The sequence below is a fragment of the Cytobacillus sp. Bac17 genome, assembly GCF_024519925.1.
GTDB classification, from domain to species: domain Bacteria; phylum Bacillota; class Bacilli; order Bacillales; family Cytobacillaceae; genus Cytobacillus; species Cytobacillus pseudoceanisediminis.
Genome location: NZ_JALJRC010000028.1, coordinates 24,152 through 40,714, shown reverse-complemented (window position 1 = coordinate 40,714; position 16,563 = coordinate 24,152). Strand labels below are relative to the sequence as shown.

Here is a 16,563-nt window from a genome sequence, read left to right as displayed (position 1 = left end):
ATAAGCGAAAGTGCCTTGCCCCAGGCACCTCGAGGGGCAGGCTGCGTGCTAAGAAGCAGTTCATAAAAAGGTGCCAGGCGTTTGTCTGGCACCTTTTAAGTATTGTTCAAAATCCCTTAAATCGCCTTCGGTCATTCAAATATAAAAATAGAATCAGGAGAGAAATAAAAAGAATAGGTGAAGTGATGAAAATGGGGATAAGCTTCATCAATCCGAAAATATTTAAAATAAAGGAGAGCAAGATGAGCATCAGCATTAATAATACAGGCAGTTTTTTCATATTGCATTCTCCTCCTTGGCAAGATTTCATCCCTATTATTTTATGCGGTTGTCCAGACAGTCATGACTTGATTTTGACAATATTGTGAAATAAGGCACAAACTTATTGTCATTTTCTGTTACCTCATGATATATTACAGATGTGAAGTTAATCACATACAAACATTTACCCCTTTTGTTTGTGACGTGAAAAATTTCTCCCATCCCCTTTGTTCGTATAAAACCCGAAAAAGCCGTGCGTATGAAATGCATGGTTTTTTCATTGAAAAAAATAAAGCTGTGCATTTTGCACAGCTTTACATTACCCTGAATATCTCCAGAAATTACCGTATTTTGCAGGTACATATTCAGCTATTTGCTTTAGCTGAAGCTTTTTCATTTCCCTGTTCACTTCGCTGTCTGACATATTATATACAACGGAGATTTCCTTGCTGGCCACTAGCTTAAAGTATTTTAAGAAATATTCCAGTGGCGGCAAAGCAGCACGCTCAGGTTTAGCAGGAAGCATTTCCTCCAAAATCTGTTCATAAATTTCATAGGGATAATAACCGGTGACTTTGATGCCTTCATCTTCTATATTTTCATTAAAAAAGACAAGAGTGGGTATTTCTTGAACATCCATTTCAGAAGTGATTTTTAAATCACATTGGAAAGCCTTTGCTGCACTATCTGAATGAATATCAGAAACAAATTCTACGACATCCAGGCCGACTTCCTTAGCACAATCCTTTAATACTTCAAAATTAGACACATTCTGCTTTTCAAGAAATAAGACCTCCTGAAGCTTGCGTAAAAATCTGATGCCTGCTTTTCTCCCTTGCAATTCAGCGGCTTTAATGGCAACTGAAGCCAAGTGGGGAGAAGAAATCGGATTTTCGAACCAGACGTTCCCGTCACAGGACATTCCAGAGCGGCTTGCTGTTTTCTCCCACAAATCAGCAATGTTTTCGTAGTTTTGCCTTTTACCCATATTTAACGTTGCCAGCCTGCCGCTTAATACGTGCTTTATGGAAAAATAGCGGCCATATTCAATCAGGAGCTTTTTTAAAATTGGCTCCAAAGCCCAGCATTCTGGGCAAAGGGGATCAACAAACATATAGACTTCTATTGGCTTTTTTTCACTGCCGTGGCAATGTGGAGATGTAAGCTTGTTTGCATTCGATTCTGGCTTATTCACGAGCTTTCACCTTTCACGCCGTTTTCAGGTGTATTGATCATATGCTGGGCTGTGAGCACAAGCCTTGCAAAAAAGTCTTCCCTCAAGTGCCCATCCAGCCTAATTTCGTCCATTGCTTCATTCATGCATGAAAGCCAGGCCTTTGCCCGTGTTTCCGTTATGGGAAAAGGCATGTGCCGAGCACGAAGCATCGGATGTCCGTGTTCTGAAGTATATAAAGGAGGTCCCCCTAAATACTGGGTCATAAACTGCTTTTGTATTCTGGCTGTCTCTGTCAGGTCATCTGGAAAAATAGGAACGAGATCAGGATGTTGTCCTACGCGCCGGTAAAAAGCGTCAATTAGCTGGTGAAGCTTTTCCTCACCAATAGCGTCGAAGGGAGTGTGCATTTTCTCGGCCATATTTAAAACTCCTTTTATGAGTTAATTCGTTTGAAAAAAACTTCCTATTTAATATTGAGTGATGTGATCTCTTTATATTCTATCAATGAGGGATTTATATCTCAAACAAATAGCTTACTGAGCCCTTTCGCCCGCTCTTTGATTCTTTTTTTAAAAAGAAAATGTTAAATTCTTAAGCAGATAACTGTCTGGAGCAATCAGCCTGCCACCTCGAGGTGAGGCACCCAGGATGGGGGTCATGCAGACGTTGCCACAGGACAGGTAAGCTGTGGCAGCGATAATCGTATGACTGAAAGCAGTAGCTTTTGGTAGAACGTGGCGTTCTTAGTCTGCGTTCCTTCATGGGCAAGGCGCTTGCGCTTTTCTTATAGTATGGATTAAGCACATGCCGTCAATCCGAAACATTCACAGAAAAGGATATGAAAAAGCCGCCCGGTAAATTCGGGCGGCGGAAATTAGCCTTAAGCCATAAAGGAAGAGGTCACTTTCTTTATGTAATTCAGTGTTTCTCTAAAAGGGGGGACTCCCCCGTATTTATCTACATTTCCAGGTCCGGCATTATAGGCAGCCAGTGCAAGTTCAACATTTTCACCATACCTGTCCATCATTTGCCGTAAATATTTGACTCCGGCAAAAATGTTCTCTTCAGGGTCGAAGATATTTTCAACGCCAAGCCCCTTGGCTGTATCGGGCATCAGCTGCATAAGCCCGGAAGCACCTGCATGACTGACTGCATTCGGATTAAAATTTGATTCCTGTTTAATGACTGACTTAATCAGGTTAACAGGTACATTAAACAAATCTGAGGCTTTTTGAATCAAATCATCAAAATCACTTTTGGAAGTTTCGGCAAATTTGGTTAGTTTAAGGGGTGGAAGAGCTGCAGCTGCAAGGGTATCTGTTTGTAAAGAACTAATATAAGGTTCCAGAGACGCAATTGCTCCTAGTCCTCCTGTGACTTGATGTGATGAACCGGGACTTTCCGTAACTAACCCGGCCAATAGCTCTTGAAACAGAGGGTTTGAAGTATTCGTTTGCGTAGAACTATTAAAACCTTGCAGTGCCTGCAGCTCCATTAATATTTTTAACTGATTTACGTTCATTGTATTGCTCCTTGGCAAAAGGTGTACTTCTGTTAATCCTTTTGCTGTCTGTATTTTTCGTTATAAAACCTCTTAATTTTATTTTCGGTCTTCCTGACAGGAATGTTAAGCTGTTTGAGCAAATTAAGAAATGTCAATTCACCTTCATTCCTGTTATCCACTTCATATTCTAACTCAAAATCTTCCTTATTTAAATATCGGCTGTGATCAAGAACAGCCAATCCTTTCATGTATTCCTTTTCGGCACGTTTTGTTGCGAGAGTGCCAAAGTATTGAAGTTTATCTGTCTCTATGCCCAGCTCTTTTATGGATCTTATTATCAGCTCAGCCGGGATTTTCCCAGTCCGGATCATCTCTGCAGCTTCGGACTCAGTAAGATTCTCATTGGTTTCCAATAGCCCTTCAGGGTGAGGCTGTTTAAGAGTCAATTCAAATGAGCCGTTTTTCTCCCTAATCCTTAAGGCACTTCCTTTAGCCTTCAATAAAAAATCCGGTGTATCGAAGTAATGATTCTCCTGTTCGGAAAAATCCTCGCTTCTTATATTAAAAAAATCTATTAATGAGGAAAATTCTTCTCTGTTGACCATGTTTTTAAATTCAATTTCAATATTTTTGTTAGACAAGCCACTACACCTCAGCTATAAGTAATTTCCTGTATTATCTCCTTAATCAGCATGGACTTCAATCTTTGAAGTTTTTTTTATTATTGTGATAAAGTCATCAGGGGAGTTTGCATGTTTAACTGAACTTTCGGGGTGCAGGACTGTGGGCAGTGAAAATTGAATCAGGGGTTTTACTGTCCATAAAATCTGCGATAGAATAGGTAGTGACAATGGAGGTAGAAAAATGAAACAGAAACTTACAGTTGTAAATGCAGAATGGATTGAAAATGAATTAATTTTGGGGATAGAAGCTGGAACAGTCTCAGGCTTAACTGCCATGCAGCAAATATTGGCTGATTCCGACAACCTTTCATTTATTTACATAGCAGAACAAAATGATGATTATACATATATATCGCTTCCGGAAATAGTCTGGCCGGAACTAAAAAAGGCACTGGATGGCCAGATGCGTGTATTTGCTTCAGATCGTAATCATGCTCGCATTGAACTGGCAGGCTTTCATGAGGAATTAGGAGATTTAGTAGAAAATATCCGTGGGAACAGCAATTATGGAAATGAAATGGTAGAAAAAGTAGAGAACTTATTTTAATTAAATGTTTCAATAACGAAAAACTTGGATAAAGAGATAGGCTGTGTTGCCCCCTCTCGAAGTCGGGGGTGAACGAGGCGCTTGCGCTTTTCTAACTTCGGATATTTGGTGGTGTTGCAGGTGAAGCATTGGGATTTATTTTTGGCGCCATATAAACAGGCCGTCGAAGAATTAAAAATAAAGCTAAAAGGCATGAGAAGCCAATTTGAAATGGATTCTACTCATTCCCCGATTGAATTTGTTACTGGGAGGGTAAAGCCTATTGCAAGCATTCTTGATAAGGCAAACCAAAAAGGCATTCCTCTCGACAAATTGGAATCTGAAATGCAGGATATTGCCGGTGTTAGAATGATGTGCCAATTTGTAGATGATATTAAGAGAGTGGTTGAACTATTAAGACAAAGAAATGATTTTGAAATAGTTGAAGAAAGAGATTACATATCTCATAAAAAAGCAAGCGGTTACCGCTCTTACCATGTCGTGATCCGATATCCTGTTCAGACAATAAAAGGAGAGAAGAAAATCCTGGCAGAGATTCAAATTAGAACGCTTGCCATGAATTTCTGGGCCACGGTTGAACATTCCTTAAATTATAAGTATAAGGGCCAATTCCCTGAAGATATCCAGATGAGGCTCCAGAGAGCGGCAGAGGCTGCTTTCAGGCTTGATGAAGAAATGTCACTCATTCGCGGTGAGATTCAGGATGCCCAGGCATTCTTTACAAGGAAAAAGGAAAAACAGCAAAAGGGAGAAAACTAACGTATAAAAGAGGAGCTTGGATAAGATGAAATTTGCCATTACCTCAAAAGGAGATTCAAAATCTAATACACTCATGCACAAAATGAGAACCTATTTATTGGACTTCGAGCTTACATATGATGAAGAAGAGCCTGATATAGTCATATCGGTAGGCGGGGATGGCACCTTGCTTTATGCCTTTCACCGATACAGCAGCCGTCTGGACAAGACCGCGTTTGTGGGTATACATACAGGGCATCTCGGGTTTTATGCAGACTGGGTTCCGGAGGAAATCGAAAAGCTTGTCATTGCAATTGCCAAAACCCCGTATCAGGTGATTGAATATCCGCTCCTGGAAGTGATTATCCGCTACCAGCATGGAGGCAAAGAAACCCGTTATCTTGCATTGAATGAATCGACAGTCAAAGCGGTGGAAGGTACATTAGTAATGGATGTGGAAATACGCGGCCAGCATTTTGAACGGTTCCGGGGAGATGGTCTTTGTGTTTCTACTCCATCAGGGAGTACAGCTTATAATAAGGCGCTGGGGGGTGCCATTCTGCATCCTTCCTTGCCTGCCATCCAGCTTGCTGAAATGGCTTCCATTAATAACAAGGTATTCCGTACAGTGGGCTCTCCGCTCGTACTGCCGGCACACCATACATGCATGCTGAAGCCTGTGAACGAGCCGGATTTTCAAATTACTATTGATCATTTGACTCTTCTTCATAAAGATGTAAAATCAATACAATTCAGAGTGGCGGATGAAAAAATCCGTTTTGCCAGGTTCAGGCCATTCCCATTCTGGAAAAGGGTACACGATTCCTTTGTTGCTGATTGAAAAAGAAACCCTGCAGTATTTAGAATCGCTTATTTTAATAAGCCCGTTACTTCTAACAGAACAGGAGCCTATAGCTCATGGCGCGTTTTGAATTACAATGGAAAATTACTGCCCCGCAGGCGGGCTCGTTAATCAGGGGATTTTTAAAAGAAAATGATATTTCTAAAACTGCACTCACTGACATAAAATTTGCCGGGGGCTTCATTAAAGTGAACAATCAGGAAGTCAATGTCCGCTATGAGCTAAAGGAAGGAGATATTCTTCAGGTTGGTTTCCCTGAAGAAGTTCCCAGTAAAGGTATGAAGGGGGAAGACTTGCCCCTTGATATTCTTTACGAAGATGCTTATCTTCTTATAGTAAATAAACCGGCAGGTGTGAGTACCATTCCTTCCAGAGAACATCCTTCGGGAAGTTTGGCTAATCGGCTGATTGGATACTATCAGCGAATAGACTTAAAGTCTGCTGCGCATATCGTGACTCGACTCGATCGAGATACTTCTGGCTTGGTTTTAATTGCGAAACACAGGCACGTGCATCATTTGTTTAGCCAGCAGCAGCGCTTCCGTAAAATCCAGCGGACGTATGAAGCCTTTGCAGAAGGGACAATCAGCCGGGATGCGGGTACTATAGAACAGCCGATTGCGAGAAAAAAAGACAGTATTATTGAGCGGGAAGTTAGTGAGGCAGGACAATATGCATGTACTCATTATCAGGTAATCAGCCGGCGCAAAGAATTTACACATGTAAAATTAAAGCTTGAAACTGGCAGAACTCATCAGATCAGAGTCCATTTGGCATGGCTTGGTTATCCTCTTGCAGGTGATGAATTGTATGGAGGCACAAGACAGTTAATCAGGAGGCAGGCACTGCACTGCTGCAGCCTTTCCTTCTATCATCCCTTTCTGCACAGAACCCTCATGTTTGAACAGGAGCTCCCAGAAGATATGAATTGTCTATTGTAAAAGCCGGCATTTGCCGGCTTTTTGGATTAAATCTTCCTAAACTTCTCTTCTGCATAAGGCATGCCTGATTGGACAGACATTAATTCCATTTCCGGATATCTAATTGCGGTTAATTTATTTCCAAAAACAGCACCTGTATCAATATTATAGGTGTTATTGATTTTCCTGACTTCCTTTACAGGAGTATGCCCATAGACGACCGCTGGCTTACCCTCATACTGTTTAGCCCAATCCCGTCTCACGGGGGTCCCGTCAGGATTTTTTTCTCCAGTTATATCTCCGTAAAGAACAAAGGTTTTAACTTTGGATGAATGCTTCCCAATGTAGCTTTCCTTAATTCCAGCATGGGCGATTACCAGTTTATTGTTGTCAAGTACATGGTATAGCGGTGCGCTTTCATATAATTTCATAAATTTACGTTTAATTTCCATCTGTGATTGCGGGTCCAGCTGCTCGTATTCAGCTGCTGTGGTTTCCAGGCCATGTGTAATTTGAACTTTATTCCCTAGAAAGTAGCGGTATAGTTTATTGCAATGATTGCCCGGGACATAGTACGCCAGGTCATTTGCGGCAAGGTTATATACTGATTCGACGACTGCCAGAGATTCTGGTCCTCTGTCTGTTAAGTCTCCAACAAAGGCGAGTTTTCTATTACTAGGGTGGACAGGAAATCCCCTCTTCCAACTATAGCCCATTTTCAAAGTCAGTTCTTTAAATTCAGCAAAGCAGCCGTGAATATCACCAATAATATCAAGTCTCATATATAGGCTCCTTTAATAGTTCTACTGTTATGATATCAATTTTCATAATATTTATCATGACGTTTATTTTCAGCCTGCAGAGAAAGCTTTAACGGTTTTAAGTTTAAGGAATGGGAAAATTAAAATTATGAAAAGTACATAACCGTTCATTTGAAGTTATGAATGTTCAGAGACGACAAAAAAACAAAGATTTGCTAGTATAGTGAAGTACGTTTTCCTGTGACGTTTTTTAACGGGCAAGAAGCTCGTGGTTCGTGTTTAACAAAAATACCGCTGGCAATATCAGTTCCACAGCAAGAATGAAATTGTTCCCATTTATCTCAGGTTCCTGTGCTGCGAATGAATTTCAAAAGGATGATTTCATTGTATGAGAGGAGGTAATCTCTATGGAAGATCACACAGTGGAAAGGGCAGATTCCCACATCAATACCAGTCTTTTAATCCAATCTTTACAAAATGAAGAAATTGATATCTTCAGGAAAGAATTTCTTGATATGCACCCTTATGATCAGGCTTCATTTTTTAAAGATCTGGATGAGGAAATCCGGGCGAAAATTTATCTTTATCTCTCTCCGGAAGAAATGGCAGCTCTATTTGAAAATCTGGAGATTGAGGAAGAAGATTATAAAGATGTCCTTGCTGAGATGAACCCCCACTATGCGGCGGATATGCTTTCAGAAATGTATGCCGATGATGCCGTTGATGTTTTAAATGAACTGGATAAAGACCAGGTTGTCAGCTATTTGACAATTATGGATGATGAATCGGCAAAAGAAATTAAGGATTTGCTTCATTACGAAGAATATACAGCAGGAAGTATCATGACGACGGAATTTGTCTCACTGTCAGCCAATCAGACGGTTCGTTCAGCTATGTATATCCTGAAAAATGAAGCGCCAAGAGCGGAAACCATTTATTATGTGTACGTTGTAAATGACGAAAAAAAACTTATTGGCGTTATTTCATTAAGGGATTTAATAGTAAGTGATGATGATACAATGATTTCGGAAATTACAAATGACAGGGTAGTTTCCGTATCAGTTGGTGAAGATCAGGAAGAAGTCGCAAGAAAAATTAAGGACTATAACTTCCTCGCCGTACCGGTTGTGGATTTTCAAAACCATTTGCTGGGTATTATTACAGTTGATGATGTCATGGATGTCATGGAAGAAGAAGCATCTGATGATTATTCCAAATTGGCTGCTGTATCGGATATGGATCATATTGACAGGAATCCAGTTTCTGCAGCACGTAAACGGCTCCCCTGGCTTATCATCCTGCTGTTTTTGGGTATGTTAACTGCAAGCCTTATCGGAAGATTTGAGGATACCCTGGATAAGGTTGCCATTCTGGCTGTTTTCATTCCTCTTATTGCAGGGATGGCAGGAAATACAGGGACTCAGGCATTGGCTGTTGCTGTCCGGGGTATTGCTACAGGTGACCTGGAGAAAGAAAATAAGTGGAAACTGGTGATAAGGGAAGCCGGGACTGGGTTAATTAATGGCGGAATTTGCGGCGTTCTTGTAACTTTCATTGTTTACTTCTGGAAAGGAAATTTCTTTCTTGGTGTTTTAGTTGGCGTTTCAATTTTGTTTACGTTGATAGTCGCCACCCTTGCCGGTGCGCTGATCCCATTGCTAATGCACAGGATGAAAATTGACCCGGCTGTAGCCTCAGGTCCATTTATTACAACTATTAATGATCTAATCAGTATTTTAATTTATTTTGGAATGGCGACATTATTTATGAGCTACTTAACAGGTTAAGGGGGTTATGTTATGGAACATGGAGCATCGGTAGCTTCGCTGGTCATTGTGATATTGGCTGCTTTTATCACGCCCATTTTGCTGCACCGGCTGAAAATTAATTTCATCCCTGTAGTGGTGGCAGAGATTCTTATAGGTTTGATTATCGGTAAAAGCGGCTTTGATATCGTGCATGAGGATATGTGGCTGGAAACTCTTTCGACTCTTGGATTTATATTTCTAATGTTCTTGAGCGGTCTGGAAATTGACTTTACAGCTTTCTCTTCGGCAAAGAAGAGAGTAAAGCTCCCAAGCGGGAAGCTTGAGCCAAACTCTTTTGCTGTGTCTTCTATTGTATTTATAGGAATATTTTTGGTTTCATTAGGTCTATCGTATTTATTTGTCTGGGCAGGATTCATTGATAATGCCTTTTTAATGACATTAATTATTTCGACCATTTCTCTGGGAGTAGTGGTTCCAACACTTAAGGAAGCCCATTTAATGAAAACAGGCATAGGCCAAATCATTCTGCTGATTGCCGTTATTGCTGATTTGGCTACGATGATTCTTCTGGCTGTGTTTGTTTCTTTAAATGACACAGGCGGAGGGAATACCTGGCTGCTTCTCGTCCTATTTGGCGTAGGAGTATTGCTGTATTTCCTAGGCAGAAGGTTCAAAAACCTTAATTTTCTTGAAGCGATGTCTACTGGGACTGTTCAGATTGGAACAAGAGCAGTATTTGCACTGATCATTTTCCTGGTGGCGTTATCAGAAACAGTTGGGGCAGAGAATATATTAGGTGCTTTCCTGGCCGGAGTGCTCGTATCATTGCTGGCGCCAAATCAGGAAATGATCCATAAACTGGATTCCTTTGGATATGGATTCCTCATCCCTATTTTCTTTGTGATGGTAGGGGTGGATCTCGACGTATGGACATTGTTTGGAGATCCTAAATTGCTAATGCTTATTCCGTTGCTGCTGATTGCACTGCTGCTTTCAAAACTTTTACCAATCTATATTTTAAAAAGATGGTATGACATTAAAACTGTTATTGCTTCAGGGTTTTTATTAACGTCAACTCTTTCCCTTGTTATTGCTGCAGCAACTATTGGTGAAAGAATGGATGTCATTACCGCCGAAATGAGCGGAACCTTGATTTTAGTCGCTGTCATAACGAGTATATTTACTCCTGTAGTCTTTAAAAAGCTATTCCCTATGGAAGCGGCCGAAGAGAAAAAGCTAAAAGTATCGTTCATTGGTGCTAATCAAATGACGATGCCGATCTATAATGAACTTAAATCATCCCTTTACGAACCAGCTTTGTATCATAAAAAGCAGGAAAAGGCGGAAAAGCAGATAGCTGATTCTTTGTTTGATATCATTGAAATTGATGAATTTGATATTGAAAATTTTGAAGGTACAGAAGCAGTTGAGTCAGATATTGTAGTAATCTCGACAGGGGATGAAGAGACAAATGCCACATTATCTATTGCTTTTAAAGAAAAAGGAGTGGATCGTGTCATTTGCCGGATGGAAAGCCCTGATATGGAAGAAACATTACGGGAACATGATATTGAGCTGTTTTCAACCATTCTTTCGTCTAAGGCGCTGCTTCGTGCTTTAATCGAATCACCGAGTGTGGTAAACATTTTAACGAACCAGGAAACAGCTTTATACGAGATCCGATTAAAGAATGAGCAGTTTGAAGGCATGATGCTTCGGCGATTCCCGTTTACAGGGGATGTAATATTCGTACGTATATTTAGAGGAAAGGATTCTATTGTTCCGCACGGGGATACTGAACTGCATGTTAATGACCGCCTGATTGTTACGGGATCTAAGGAGTACGTTGATGAATTAAAAAGGGAACTTGAATTTTGTGAATGGTGTTAGGGCTCTCCGGCATCTTTCTTGCCGATAAAGTTCTGCTTTAATAGCAGGATTTTTTCGGCTTTTCTTTTCAGGTAAATTGATGTACAATTAGTACTAGGTACTAATAACATGTAATAATAAATCAGGAGGATTTTAAAATGACTCTTTCACTAAATGGCAAAACATTCGTTGTAATGGGTGTGGCAAATAAAAGAAGTATTGCATGGGGAATTGCCAAATCCCTTCATGATGCTGGTGCCCGTTTAATTTTTACATATGCGGGAGAAAGACTTGAGAAAAGTGTGCGTGAACTGGCTGAATCATTGGAGGATGCACATTCATTAGTTCTTCCTTGTGATGTAACAAGTGATGAAGACATCGCGAAATGCTTTGGCACGATTAAGGAGGAAGCTGGTGTAATTCATGGAATTGCCCACTGCATCGCCTTTGCCCATAAAGAAGAACTTCAGGGAGAATATATGAACACCACAAGAGACGGGTTTCTTTTAGCTCACAATATCAGCTCTTATTCATTGACTGCCGTTGCCAAGGAAGCAAAAGGCTTAATGACAGAAGGCGGAAGCATTGTGACTCTCACATACCTTGGCGGTGAAAAGGTTGTGAAAAATTATAATGTTATGGGTGTAGCAAAAGCCTCCCTTGACGCAAGTGTCAAATATTTGGCAAACGACCTCGGTAAAGATGGAATTCGGGTCAATTCCATTTCAGCAGGTCCAATCAGGACTCTTTCTGCAAAAGGAATCAGCGAGTTCAATTCTATCCTGAAAGAAATTGAAGAACGGGCTCCTCTACGTAAAACAACAACACCGGAAGAAGTAGGGGATACAGCTTTATTCTTATTCAGCAGCCTGTCCCGAGGAATAACGGGTGAAAATATTCACGTAGATTCCGGTTATCATATTCTGTAATAGAAATTGCCTGCTCCAATGTGAGCGGGCTTTTTTTATTTCCATCAGAAACGAAAGCCCATCTTCTGCATACATATAATACGACGAACAATAAGATTAGCGGAGGTGGGCAAAAAATGGCTGAGAAAAAAGTGAAGGAACCATTATTTTATATACAGCAGCCGAGTTTTCAATTTCCAGAAACCAGGATGCAAACAGTCTACTCCAGCAGAAAAGCAGAGCTGGATCGTAAACTGGAACAAAAAGAAAGTGTACCGGAACCCGCAGACAAAATAAATGAACAGGCGATGCCCGAAGAAAAAAACGAAAATATGACCGAAATAAAGGTGAAGGAAGCTATTGAAGAATTCCAAGCAGGCAGGGAAGAGAAAAAAGAAAGTGCATCCTTTGCGTTTACGTCGGAAAAAAGAAAGCCGGCTTTCAATCGTGTAAAAAGCTTTAAGGAAATGGACACTCTTGAGCGCCTGGATTACTTAATTGATTTTCCTAAACAGCTTCCGCCTATACCCTGTATATTTGAAACCGGCGAGAAGGCAATAAGAGGATTTCTGGTTTCAAAAAATGAAGAATGGATCGAGATTAAGTTGTTCGATGATACAATTGAGCAATTAAATCTTCAATCTTTAAATACAGTTAAAATGATTGGACTAAGAAGGTAAAACTAAACTCTGGCGGAAATCGGCCAAAAAAATAGCCAGCCGAATGGTCGGCTGGCTGCATTTAATTAGTCTTCACAGATATCCAGGTCAACATCTGCAATACATTGAACAGCGCAGAAACATGTTAAATCAACGGTAACACAGTCATTTGTACTGCGGAAGTAGTCAACTTCGCAAACCTTTCTTAAGTCGATGCAGCAGTCATCTGCAAGGTTTACTGTCTTGTCAGGGCCTTCTTTTCTGTTAACCGGCTCCAGTACACGAAGCACCGCGCAGCAGTTATCGAATACTTCTTCTACTCTAAAAAAGATCGAAACACATGCACAGTCATTTCCTGTAAAGAATGCATGGAATGGTGAACCGTCCGCAGTTTTTAATGTGAATACGCGTGTATCCGGACGCTTATGGCGCTTTCTGTTTGAAGGTGATATCGCTCCAAGCGGCTCCAGGAAACAGTTGGAAGGGCATTCGCACACATCTTCTGCGTTATCTTGAATATCTTTTATAGCACGAACTACTTCACATACACAGCTTTTGCCTTTGAAGTCGTCTTTTTTTCCACAACCCATTTTTGTTTTCCTCCTTGTTTGTTTCTTGTGGTCTACACTACTAACATATTGCCGAAGTGCCCTATGGGTTACGGACAAACGCCTTGTTTTTTGAAAAAATAGGCTATTTTTTTACATTGGAGGTGAAAAAAATGGACATAACACCTATGGAACTGCTGATTTTTGCTCTTGCAAGCTTCAGGCTGACCAGACTGATTGTATTTGATAAAATTACCGAGTTTTTGCGCAAGCCTTTTTTGGAAGAGGTTGAAGAAAAGGATGAAAACGGCGAAATTGAAGTTTTTTTGGTTGTGAAAGATGGAAAATTGCGAGGTTTCTTGGGAGAACTTTTAAGCTGTTACTGGTGTACTGGTGTGTGGAGTGCGGTTTTTTTATATTTGTTATATTACTTCTATGCATCATTGGCAGCTCCGGTGCTGCTGATTTTAGCAGTTGCCGGACTTGCAGCTATTATAGAATCTCTGGTGCAAAAATTAATTAATTAATTTGCTTATAGCTATTTGTTCCAGCATGTGGGCGTTTGTTTTACACAAGCTTTGAGGCTCAGCATAAATTAAAAAGAGGAAAATTATTGTTAATGGAGGGCCTCAATGATGTTAAAGAATCATAAGGATCAGCACGCGGAAAAAACACAGCCGGTCAGCAAGAAAAAGAAAAAGGGGTGCGGCTGCGGAAAAAAAACGAAGAAAGCTCAATAGCCGGAGGTCCCGGCTTTTTTTTATTGTTTTCTTCTGGGAAAAATAGGATGGGAAGTAATATTCATAAATCCAAAACTATTCGAGGACAATATAATTAAAGATTCTACATAGGAAGGGACTATTATGAAAAAACTTTTATCGTTTATTGCATTTTCACTGATCTTATTATCAGGCTGCAGCGGAGATGGAAAGGTGACAGAGAGCGACCTTGCGCTGCTCAAAACGACTAATCCCCCTGCTGTATTAATTGATAAAAATACAAAGGGAAATTTGGATTTAGTTGAAAACATTGAACATGACGTCGAAAAAATGAAAGAACTTTATGATGTTGCAGTGGTAAAGAGCAATGGGGATACTCTAGTTGCTTACAAAGTGAAGCATTTGCAGCGATTCCACATGAAAAAAATTGAAAAGAAAATGACAAAAATGCTTGAGGAGAAATACCCTGATGAGAACTTCATTGTTTCAAGCGATTATAAAATCTTTATTGAGGCAGTAGAGCTCCAGGAAAAAATGAAAGATCCCAATTTTACAGACAAAAAGGCTAAAAAGAAACTTGATAAAATCATAAAGCTTAAAAATGAAATGACATAGGAAGGGAGCAGCGGCATGAGTAAAAAAACAAAAACACCGGAACAGCAGCAATATGAGAAGCTTGAGCAAAAGCATGAGCTGAAGCGCCCAGTCCTGAAAAATTGCATTCGTGCTTTCTGGGTGGGAGGTCTCATCTGTGTTGTTGGACAGGCAATAACTTATTTTTATATCTACTTTTTTAACTTTACCGAACAGACAGCCGGAAATCCAACTGTTGCTACCATGATCTTTATCTCCATGCTGCTGACAGGTTTTGGCGTTTATGACCGTTTGGGCCAGTTCGGCGGAGCAGGCAGTGCAGTTCCTGTAACGGGATTTGGAAATGCTGTAATTTCAGCTGCTATTGAGCATCGAACGGAAGGCTTTGTCCTGGGTGTAGGGGGAAACATGTTCAAGCTTGCAGGGTCGGTTATTCTTTTTGGTGTGTTTTCGGCTTTCGTCGTGGCCCTAATTAAAACGCTATTAATTATTTGGGGGGTTATTTAATGCTAAAGGGAAAACAATCCTGGGTCTTTCAAAACCGTCCGGTAATTGCAGCTGCAGGTGTTTCCGGCGGGCCATTTGAGGCAAACGGCAATCTGTCAGAGGATTTTGATGTTCTGCATGATGATTTGTGGATGGGTGAAGACTCTTATGAGAAAGCACATCGGATCCTTTTGGAAGAGGCGGGACAGACTGCCTTAAATAAGGCAAATGTCCAAAAGGAGGATGTACAATTTTATATTGCCGGGGATTTAATCAATCAGATAACACCTTCAAGTTTAAGTGCAAGAACGATACAAATCCCATATTTCGGGGTTTTCGGAGCTTGTTCAACTTCAATGGAAGGACTTGCGCTGGCATCCTTCATTGTTAATTACCGTGGTGCTGATCACGTTTTGACAGGAGCTTCCAGCCATAATGCGGCTGTTGAAAAACAATTCAGATACCCGACAGAATACGGAGGCCAAAAGCCTCCAACAGCACAGTGGACAGTAACTGGTGCAGGTGCGGCACTGGTCTCAGCAAACGCAGCTGGTGCGAATTTGCCGGTTACCACTTCTGCTACAATCGGCAAAGTAATCGACATGGGTCTGACAGATCCTTTTAATATGGGAGGAGCTATGTCGCCGGCAGCAGCAGATACCATTACTGCACACTTCAAAGACATGCAGCTGGATCCATCTCATTACGATCTGATTGTCACAGGGGATCTTGGGAGAATAGGCCAGGAAACAGCTTATGAACTGCTCAAAAATAATGGATTGAACATAGATAGAGAGAAATTTAAAGATTGCGGATTAATGATTTATAAAGATGATCAGCCAGTCCAGTCTGGAGGAAGCGGCGCAGGGTGCTCGGCTGCTGTTTTGTACGGACACCTTTTGAATCAAATGAAACAAGGGACTTACAGAAGAATCCTTGTTGTCGCGACGGGCGCTTTATTATCACCATTGACATTCCAGCAGAGTGAAAGCATCCCCTGTATTGCACATGCAGTTTCAATCGAAATGACTTAAAGAGGATGTTAAAAGGAGGAATATTTGTATGCTGCCTATGTTTTTTTGGGCTTTTGTAATTGGAGGCCTATTTTGCGTATTTGGACAAATATTATTTGATGTTTTTAAGTTAACACCTGGCCATACATTAAGTCTTTTGGTTGTATTGGGAGCTGTTCTTGATGGTGTTGGCCTTTATGAACCGCTTGCGGACTTTGCGGGGGCCGGAGCGACAATCCCTATAACAAGCTTTGGCAATTCCCTCGTCCATGGAGCCCTTCAGGAAGCTGATCAGCACGGGCTTGTCGGCGTATTGACCGGAATGTTCGAAGTAACCAGCTCCGGTATTTCAGCTGCGATAATTTTCGGTTTTATCGGTGCACTAATTTTCAAGCCAAAAGGGTAAATGATATGGTAAATACACAAGAATGCCTTCAAGTTATTTAAAAACAAGCCTCTTATTTCAATCTGACTGAATAAGCCAAGCCTGCCTTGGGAGCTTGCCCATACCCCTGCTTTATTTTCACATATGTTGTAGGAAGAAA

20 protein-coding genes are annotated in these 16,563 nt (G+C 40.8%); 13 read left to right on the top strand and 7 right to left on the bottom strand.

Going from position 1 to position 16,563, the window contains the following annotated elements; all coding sequences use genetic code 11:
* Window positions 1–106: 106 nt before the first annotated feature.
* The 5 genes from NR125_RS23515 to NR125_RS23495 form a co-directional block, all read right to left on the bottom strand.
* The gene (locus NR125_RS23515; RefSeq protein ID WP_019381491.1) at window positions 107–280 is read right to left on the bottom strand and encodes a hypothetical protein; all 174 of its coding nucleotides are present in this window, start codon (window positions 278–280) and stop codon (window positions 107–109) included.
* A 300-nt stretch (window positions 281–580) separates the two neighbouring features.
* The gene (locus tag NR125_RS23510) at window positions 581–1,456 is read right to left on the bottom strand and encodes a ClpXP adapter SpxH family protein (protein ID WP_019381492.1); all 876 of its coding nucleotides are present in this window, start codon (window positions 1,454–1,456) and stop codon (window positions 581–583) included.
* Complete coding sequence (locus tag NR125_RS23505; RefSeq protein WP_256816216.1) at window positions 1,453–1,857, bottom strand: globin domain-containing protein; 405 nt, start codon at window positions 1,855–1,857, stop codon at window positions 1,453–1,455. Before NR125_RS23505 ends, NR125_RS23510 begins: the two co-directional genes overlap by 4 nt.
* A 461-nt stretch (window positions 1,858–2,318) precedes the next feature.
* The gene (locus tag NR125_RS23500) at window positions 2,319–2,960 is read right to left on the bottom strand and encodes a lytic transglycosylase domain-containing protein (protein ID WP_009331198.1); all 642 of its coding nucleotides are present in this window, start codon (window positions 2,958–2,960) and stop codon (window positions 2,319–2,321) included.
* Between the two features lie 32 nt (window positions 2,961–2,992).
* On the bottom strand, window positions 2,993–3,583 hold the full coding sequence (locus tag NR125_RS23495) for a CYTH domain-containing protein (RefSeq protein ID WP_009331197.1): 591 nt from the start codon (window positions 3,581–3,583) through the stop codon (window positions 2,993–2,995).
* 223 nt (window positions 3,584–3,806) lie between these two features.
* Here NR125_RS23495 and NR125_RS23490 point away from each other — a divergent pair, with 223 nt between their 5' ends.
* The 4 genes from NR125_RS23490 to NR125_RS23475 all read left to right on the top strand — a co-directional run bounded on the left by NR125_RS23490 (window position 3,807) and on the right by NR125_RS23475 (window position 6,713).
* Entirely contained in the window at window positions 3,807–4,172 is a 366-nt protein-coding gene (locus tag NR125_RS23490; protein WP_009331196.1) for a UPF0738 family protein, read from the top strand.
* A gap of 120 nt (window positions 4,173–4,292) precedes the next feature.
* Entirely contained in the window at window positions 4,293–4,931 is a 639-nt protein-coding gene (gene yjbM / locus NR125_RS23485; RefSeq protein ID WP_009331195.1) for a GTP diphosphokinase, read from the top strand.
* A gap of 25 nt (window positions 4,932–4,956) precedes the next feature.
* Entirely contained in the window at window positions 4,957–5,751 is a 795-nt protein-coding gene (locus tag NR125_RS23480) for an NAD kinase (RefSeq protein ID WP_009331194.1), read from the top strand.
* A gap of 77 nt (window positions 5,752–5,828) precedes the next feature.
* Window positions 5,829–6,713, top strand: a complete 885-nt coding sequence (locus NR125_RS23475; RefSeq protein WP_071156851.1) for an RluA family pseudouridine synthase — start codon at window positions 5,829–5,831, stop codon at window positions 6,711–6,713.
* A 26-nt stretch (window positions 6,714–6,739) separates the two neighbouring features.
* Here NR125_RS23475 and prpE read toward each other — a convergent pair whose 3' ends face one another.
* Window positions 6,740–7,474 (bottom strand): bis(5'-nucleosyl)-tetraphosphatase PrpE, encoded by a 735-nt coding sequence (gene prpE, locus NR125_RS23470; RefSeq protein WP_251263760.1) that lies wholly within the window; start codon window positions 7,472–7,474, stop codon window positions 6,740–6,742.
* A 386-nt stretch (window positions 7,475–7,860) separates the two neighbouring features.
* On the opposite strand from prpE, the gene mgtE reads away from it, so the two are divergent.
* The 4 genes from mgtE (at window position 7,861) to NR125_RS23450 (ending at window position 12,679) form a co-directional block, all read left to right on the top strand.
* Window positions 7,861–9,240 carry a magnesium transporter gene (mgtE, locus tag NR125_RS23465; RefSeq protein ID WP_071156855.1) on the top strand — a complete coding sequence of 460 codons (1,380 nt, stop codon included), beginning with the start codon at window positions 7,861–7,863 and terminating at the stop codon, window positions 9,238–9,240.
* A 12-nt stretch (window positions 9,241–9,252) separates the two neighbouring features.
* A complete protein-coding gene (locus tag NR125_RS23460) occupies window positions 9,253–11,112 on the top strand; it encodes a monovalent cation:proton antiporter family protein (protein ID WP_009331189.1) in 1,860 nt (619 codons plus the stop codon).
* 137 nt (window positions 11,113–11,249) lie between these two features.
* Window positions 11,250–12,020 (top strand): enoyl-ACP reductase FabI, encoded by a 771-nt coding sequence (gene fabI, locus NR125_RS23455; protein ID WP_019381498.1) that lies wholly within the window; start codon window positions 11,250–11,252, stop codon window positions 12,018–12,020.
* Window positions 12,021–12,136: 116 nt separating this feature from the next.
* A complete protein-coding gene (locus tag NR125_RS23450) occupies window positions 12,137–12,679 on the top strand; it encodes a CotO family spore coat protein (RefSeq protein WP_071156857.1) in 543 nt (180 codons plus the stop codon).
* Window positions 12,680–12,744: 65 nt separating this feature from the next.
* On the opposite strand, the gene NR125_RS23445 is transcribed toward NR125_RS23450, so the two are convergent.
* Window positions 12,745–13,248, bottom strand: a complete 504-nt coding sequence (locus NR125_RS23445; RefSeq protein WP_009331183.1) for a CotY/CotZ family spore coat protein — start codon at window positions 13,246–13,248, stop codon at window positions 12,745–12,747.
* 131 nt (window positions 13,249–13,379) lie between these two features.
* Here NR125_RS23445 and NR125_RS23440 point away from each other — a divergent pair, with 131 nt between their 5' ends.
* The 5 genes from NR125_RS23440 to spoVAE all read left to right on the top strand — a co-directional run bounded on the left by NR125_RS23440 (window position 13,380) and on the right by spoVAE (window position 16,424).
* Complete coding sequence (locus NR125_RS23440) at window positions 13,380–13,733, top strand: DUF1360 domain-containing protein (RefSeq protein ID WP_071156859.1); 354 nt, start codon at window positions 13,380–13,382, stop codon at window positions 13,731–13,733.
* A gap of 336 nt (window positions 13,734–14,069) precedes the next feature.
* The gene (locus NR125_RS23435; protein WP_009331180.1) at window positions 14,070–14,540 is read left to right on the top strand and encodes a YhcN/YlaJ family sporulation lipoprotein; all 471 of its coding nucleotides are present in this window, start codon (window positions 14,070–14,072) and stop codon (window positions 14,538–14,540) included.
* Between the two features lie 15 nt (window positions 14,541–14,555).
* Window positions 14,556–15,026, top strand: coding sequence for a stage V sporulation protein AC (gene spoVAC, locus NR125_RS23430; RefSeq protein WP_009331179.1), 471 nt, complete (start codon window positions 14,556–14,558; stop codon window positions 15,024–15,026).
* Window positions 15,026–16,039 carry a stage V sporulation protein AD gene (gene spoVAD, locus NR125_RS23425; protein ID WP_256816214.1) on the top strand — a complete coding sequence of 338 codons (1,014 nt, stop codon included), beginning with the start codon at window positions 15,026–15,028 and terminating at the stop codon, window positions 16,037–16,039. Before spoVAC ends, spoVAD begins: the two co-directional genes overlap by 1 nt.
* A gap of 28 nt (window positions 16,040–16,067) precedes the next feature.
* Window positions 16,068–16,424 (top strand): stage V sporulation protein AE, encoded by a 357-nt coding sequence (spoVAE, locus tag NR125_RS23420; protein WP_009331177.1) that lies wholly within the window; start codon window positions 16,068–16,070, stop codon window positions 16,422–16,424.
* The last annotated feature ends 139 nt before the right edge of the window (window positions 16,425–16,563 follow it).

Coding starts and splice junctions, on each gene's coding strand:
- spoVAD (WP_256816214.1), top strand. CDS start 15,026: ATGCTAAAGGGAAAACAATCCTGGGTCTTTCAAAACCGTCCGGTAATT.
- NR125_RS23435 (WP_009331180.1), top strand. CDS start 14,070: ATGAAAAAACTTTTATCGTTTATTGCATTTTCACTGATCTTATTATCA.
- spoVAE (WP_009331177.1), top strand. CDS start 16,068: ATGCTGCCTATGTTTTTTTGGGCTTTTGTAATTGGAGGCCTATTTTGC.
- NR125_RS23490 (WP_009331196.1), top strand. CDS start 3,807: ATGAAACAGAAACTTACAGTTGTAAATGCAGAATGGATTGAAAATGAA.
- prpE (WP_251263760.1), bottom strand. CDS start 7,474: ATGAGACTTGATATTATTGGTGATATTCACGGCTGCTTTGCTGAATTT.
- NR125_RS23480 (WP_009331194.1), top strand. CDS start 4,957: ATGAAATTTGCCATTACCTCAAAAGGAGATTCAAAATCTAATACACTC.
- NR125_RS23515 (WP_019381491.1), bottom strand. CDS start 280: ATGAAAAAACTGCCTGTATTATTAATGCTGATGCTCATCTTGCTCTCC.
- NR125_RS23450 (WP_071156857.1), top strand. CDS start 12,137: ATGGCTGAGAAAAAAGTGAAGGAACCATTATTTTATATACAGCAGCCG.
- NR125_RS23440 (WP_071156859.1), top strand. CDS start 13,380: ATGGACATAACACCTATGGAACTGCTGATTTTTGCTCTTGCAAGCTTC.
- fabI (WP_019381498.1), top strand. CDS start 11,250: ATGACTCTTTCACTAAATGGCAAAACATTCGTTGTAATGGGTGTGGCA.
- NR125_RS23500 (WP_009331198.1), bottom strand. CDS start 2,960: ATGAACGTAAATCAGTTAAAAATATTAATGGAGCTGCAGGCACTGCAA.
- spoVAC (WP_009331179.1), top strand. CDS start 14,556: ATGAGTAAAAAAACAAAAACACCGGAACAGCAGCAATATGAGAAGCTT.
- NR125_RS23460 (WP_009331189.1), top strand. CDS start 9,253: ATGGAACATGGAGCATCGGTAGCTTCGCTGGTCATTGTGATATTGGCT.
- NR125_RS23445 (WP_009331183.1), bottom strand. CDS start 13,248: ATGGGTTGTGGAAAAAAAGACGACTTCAAAGGCAAAAGCTGTGTATGT.
- mgtE (WP_071156855.1), top strand. CDS start 7,861: ATGGAAGATCACACAGTGGAAAGGGCAGATTCCCACATCAATACCAGT.
- NR125_RS23475 (WP_071156851.1), top strand. CDS start 5,829: ATGGCGCGTTTTGAATTACAATGGAAAATTACTGCCCCGCAGGCGGGC.
- NR125_RS23505 (WP_256816216.1), bottom strand. CDS start 1,857: ATGGCCGAGAAAATGCACACTCCCTTCGACGCTATTGGTGAGGAAAAG.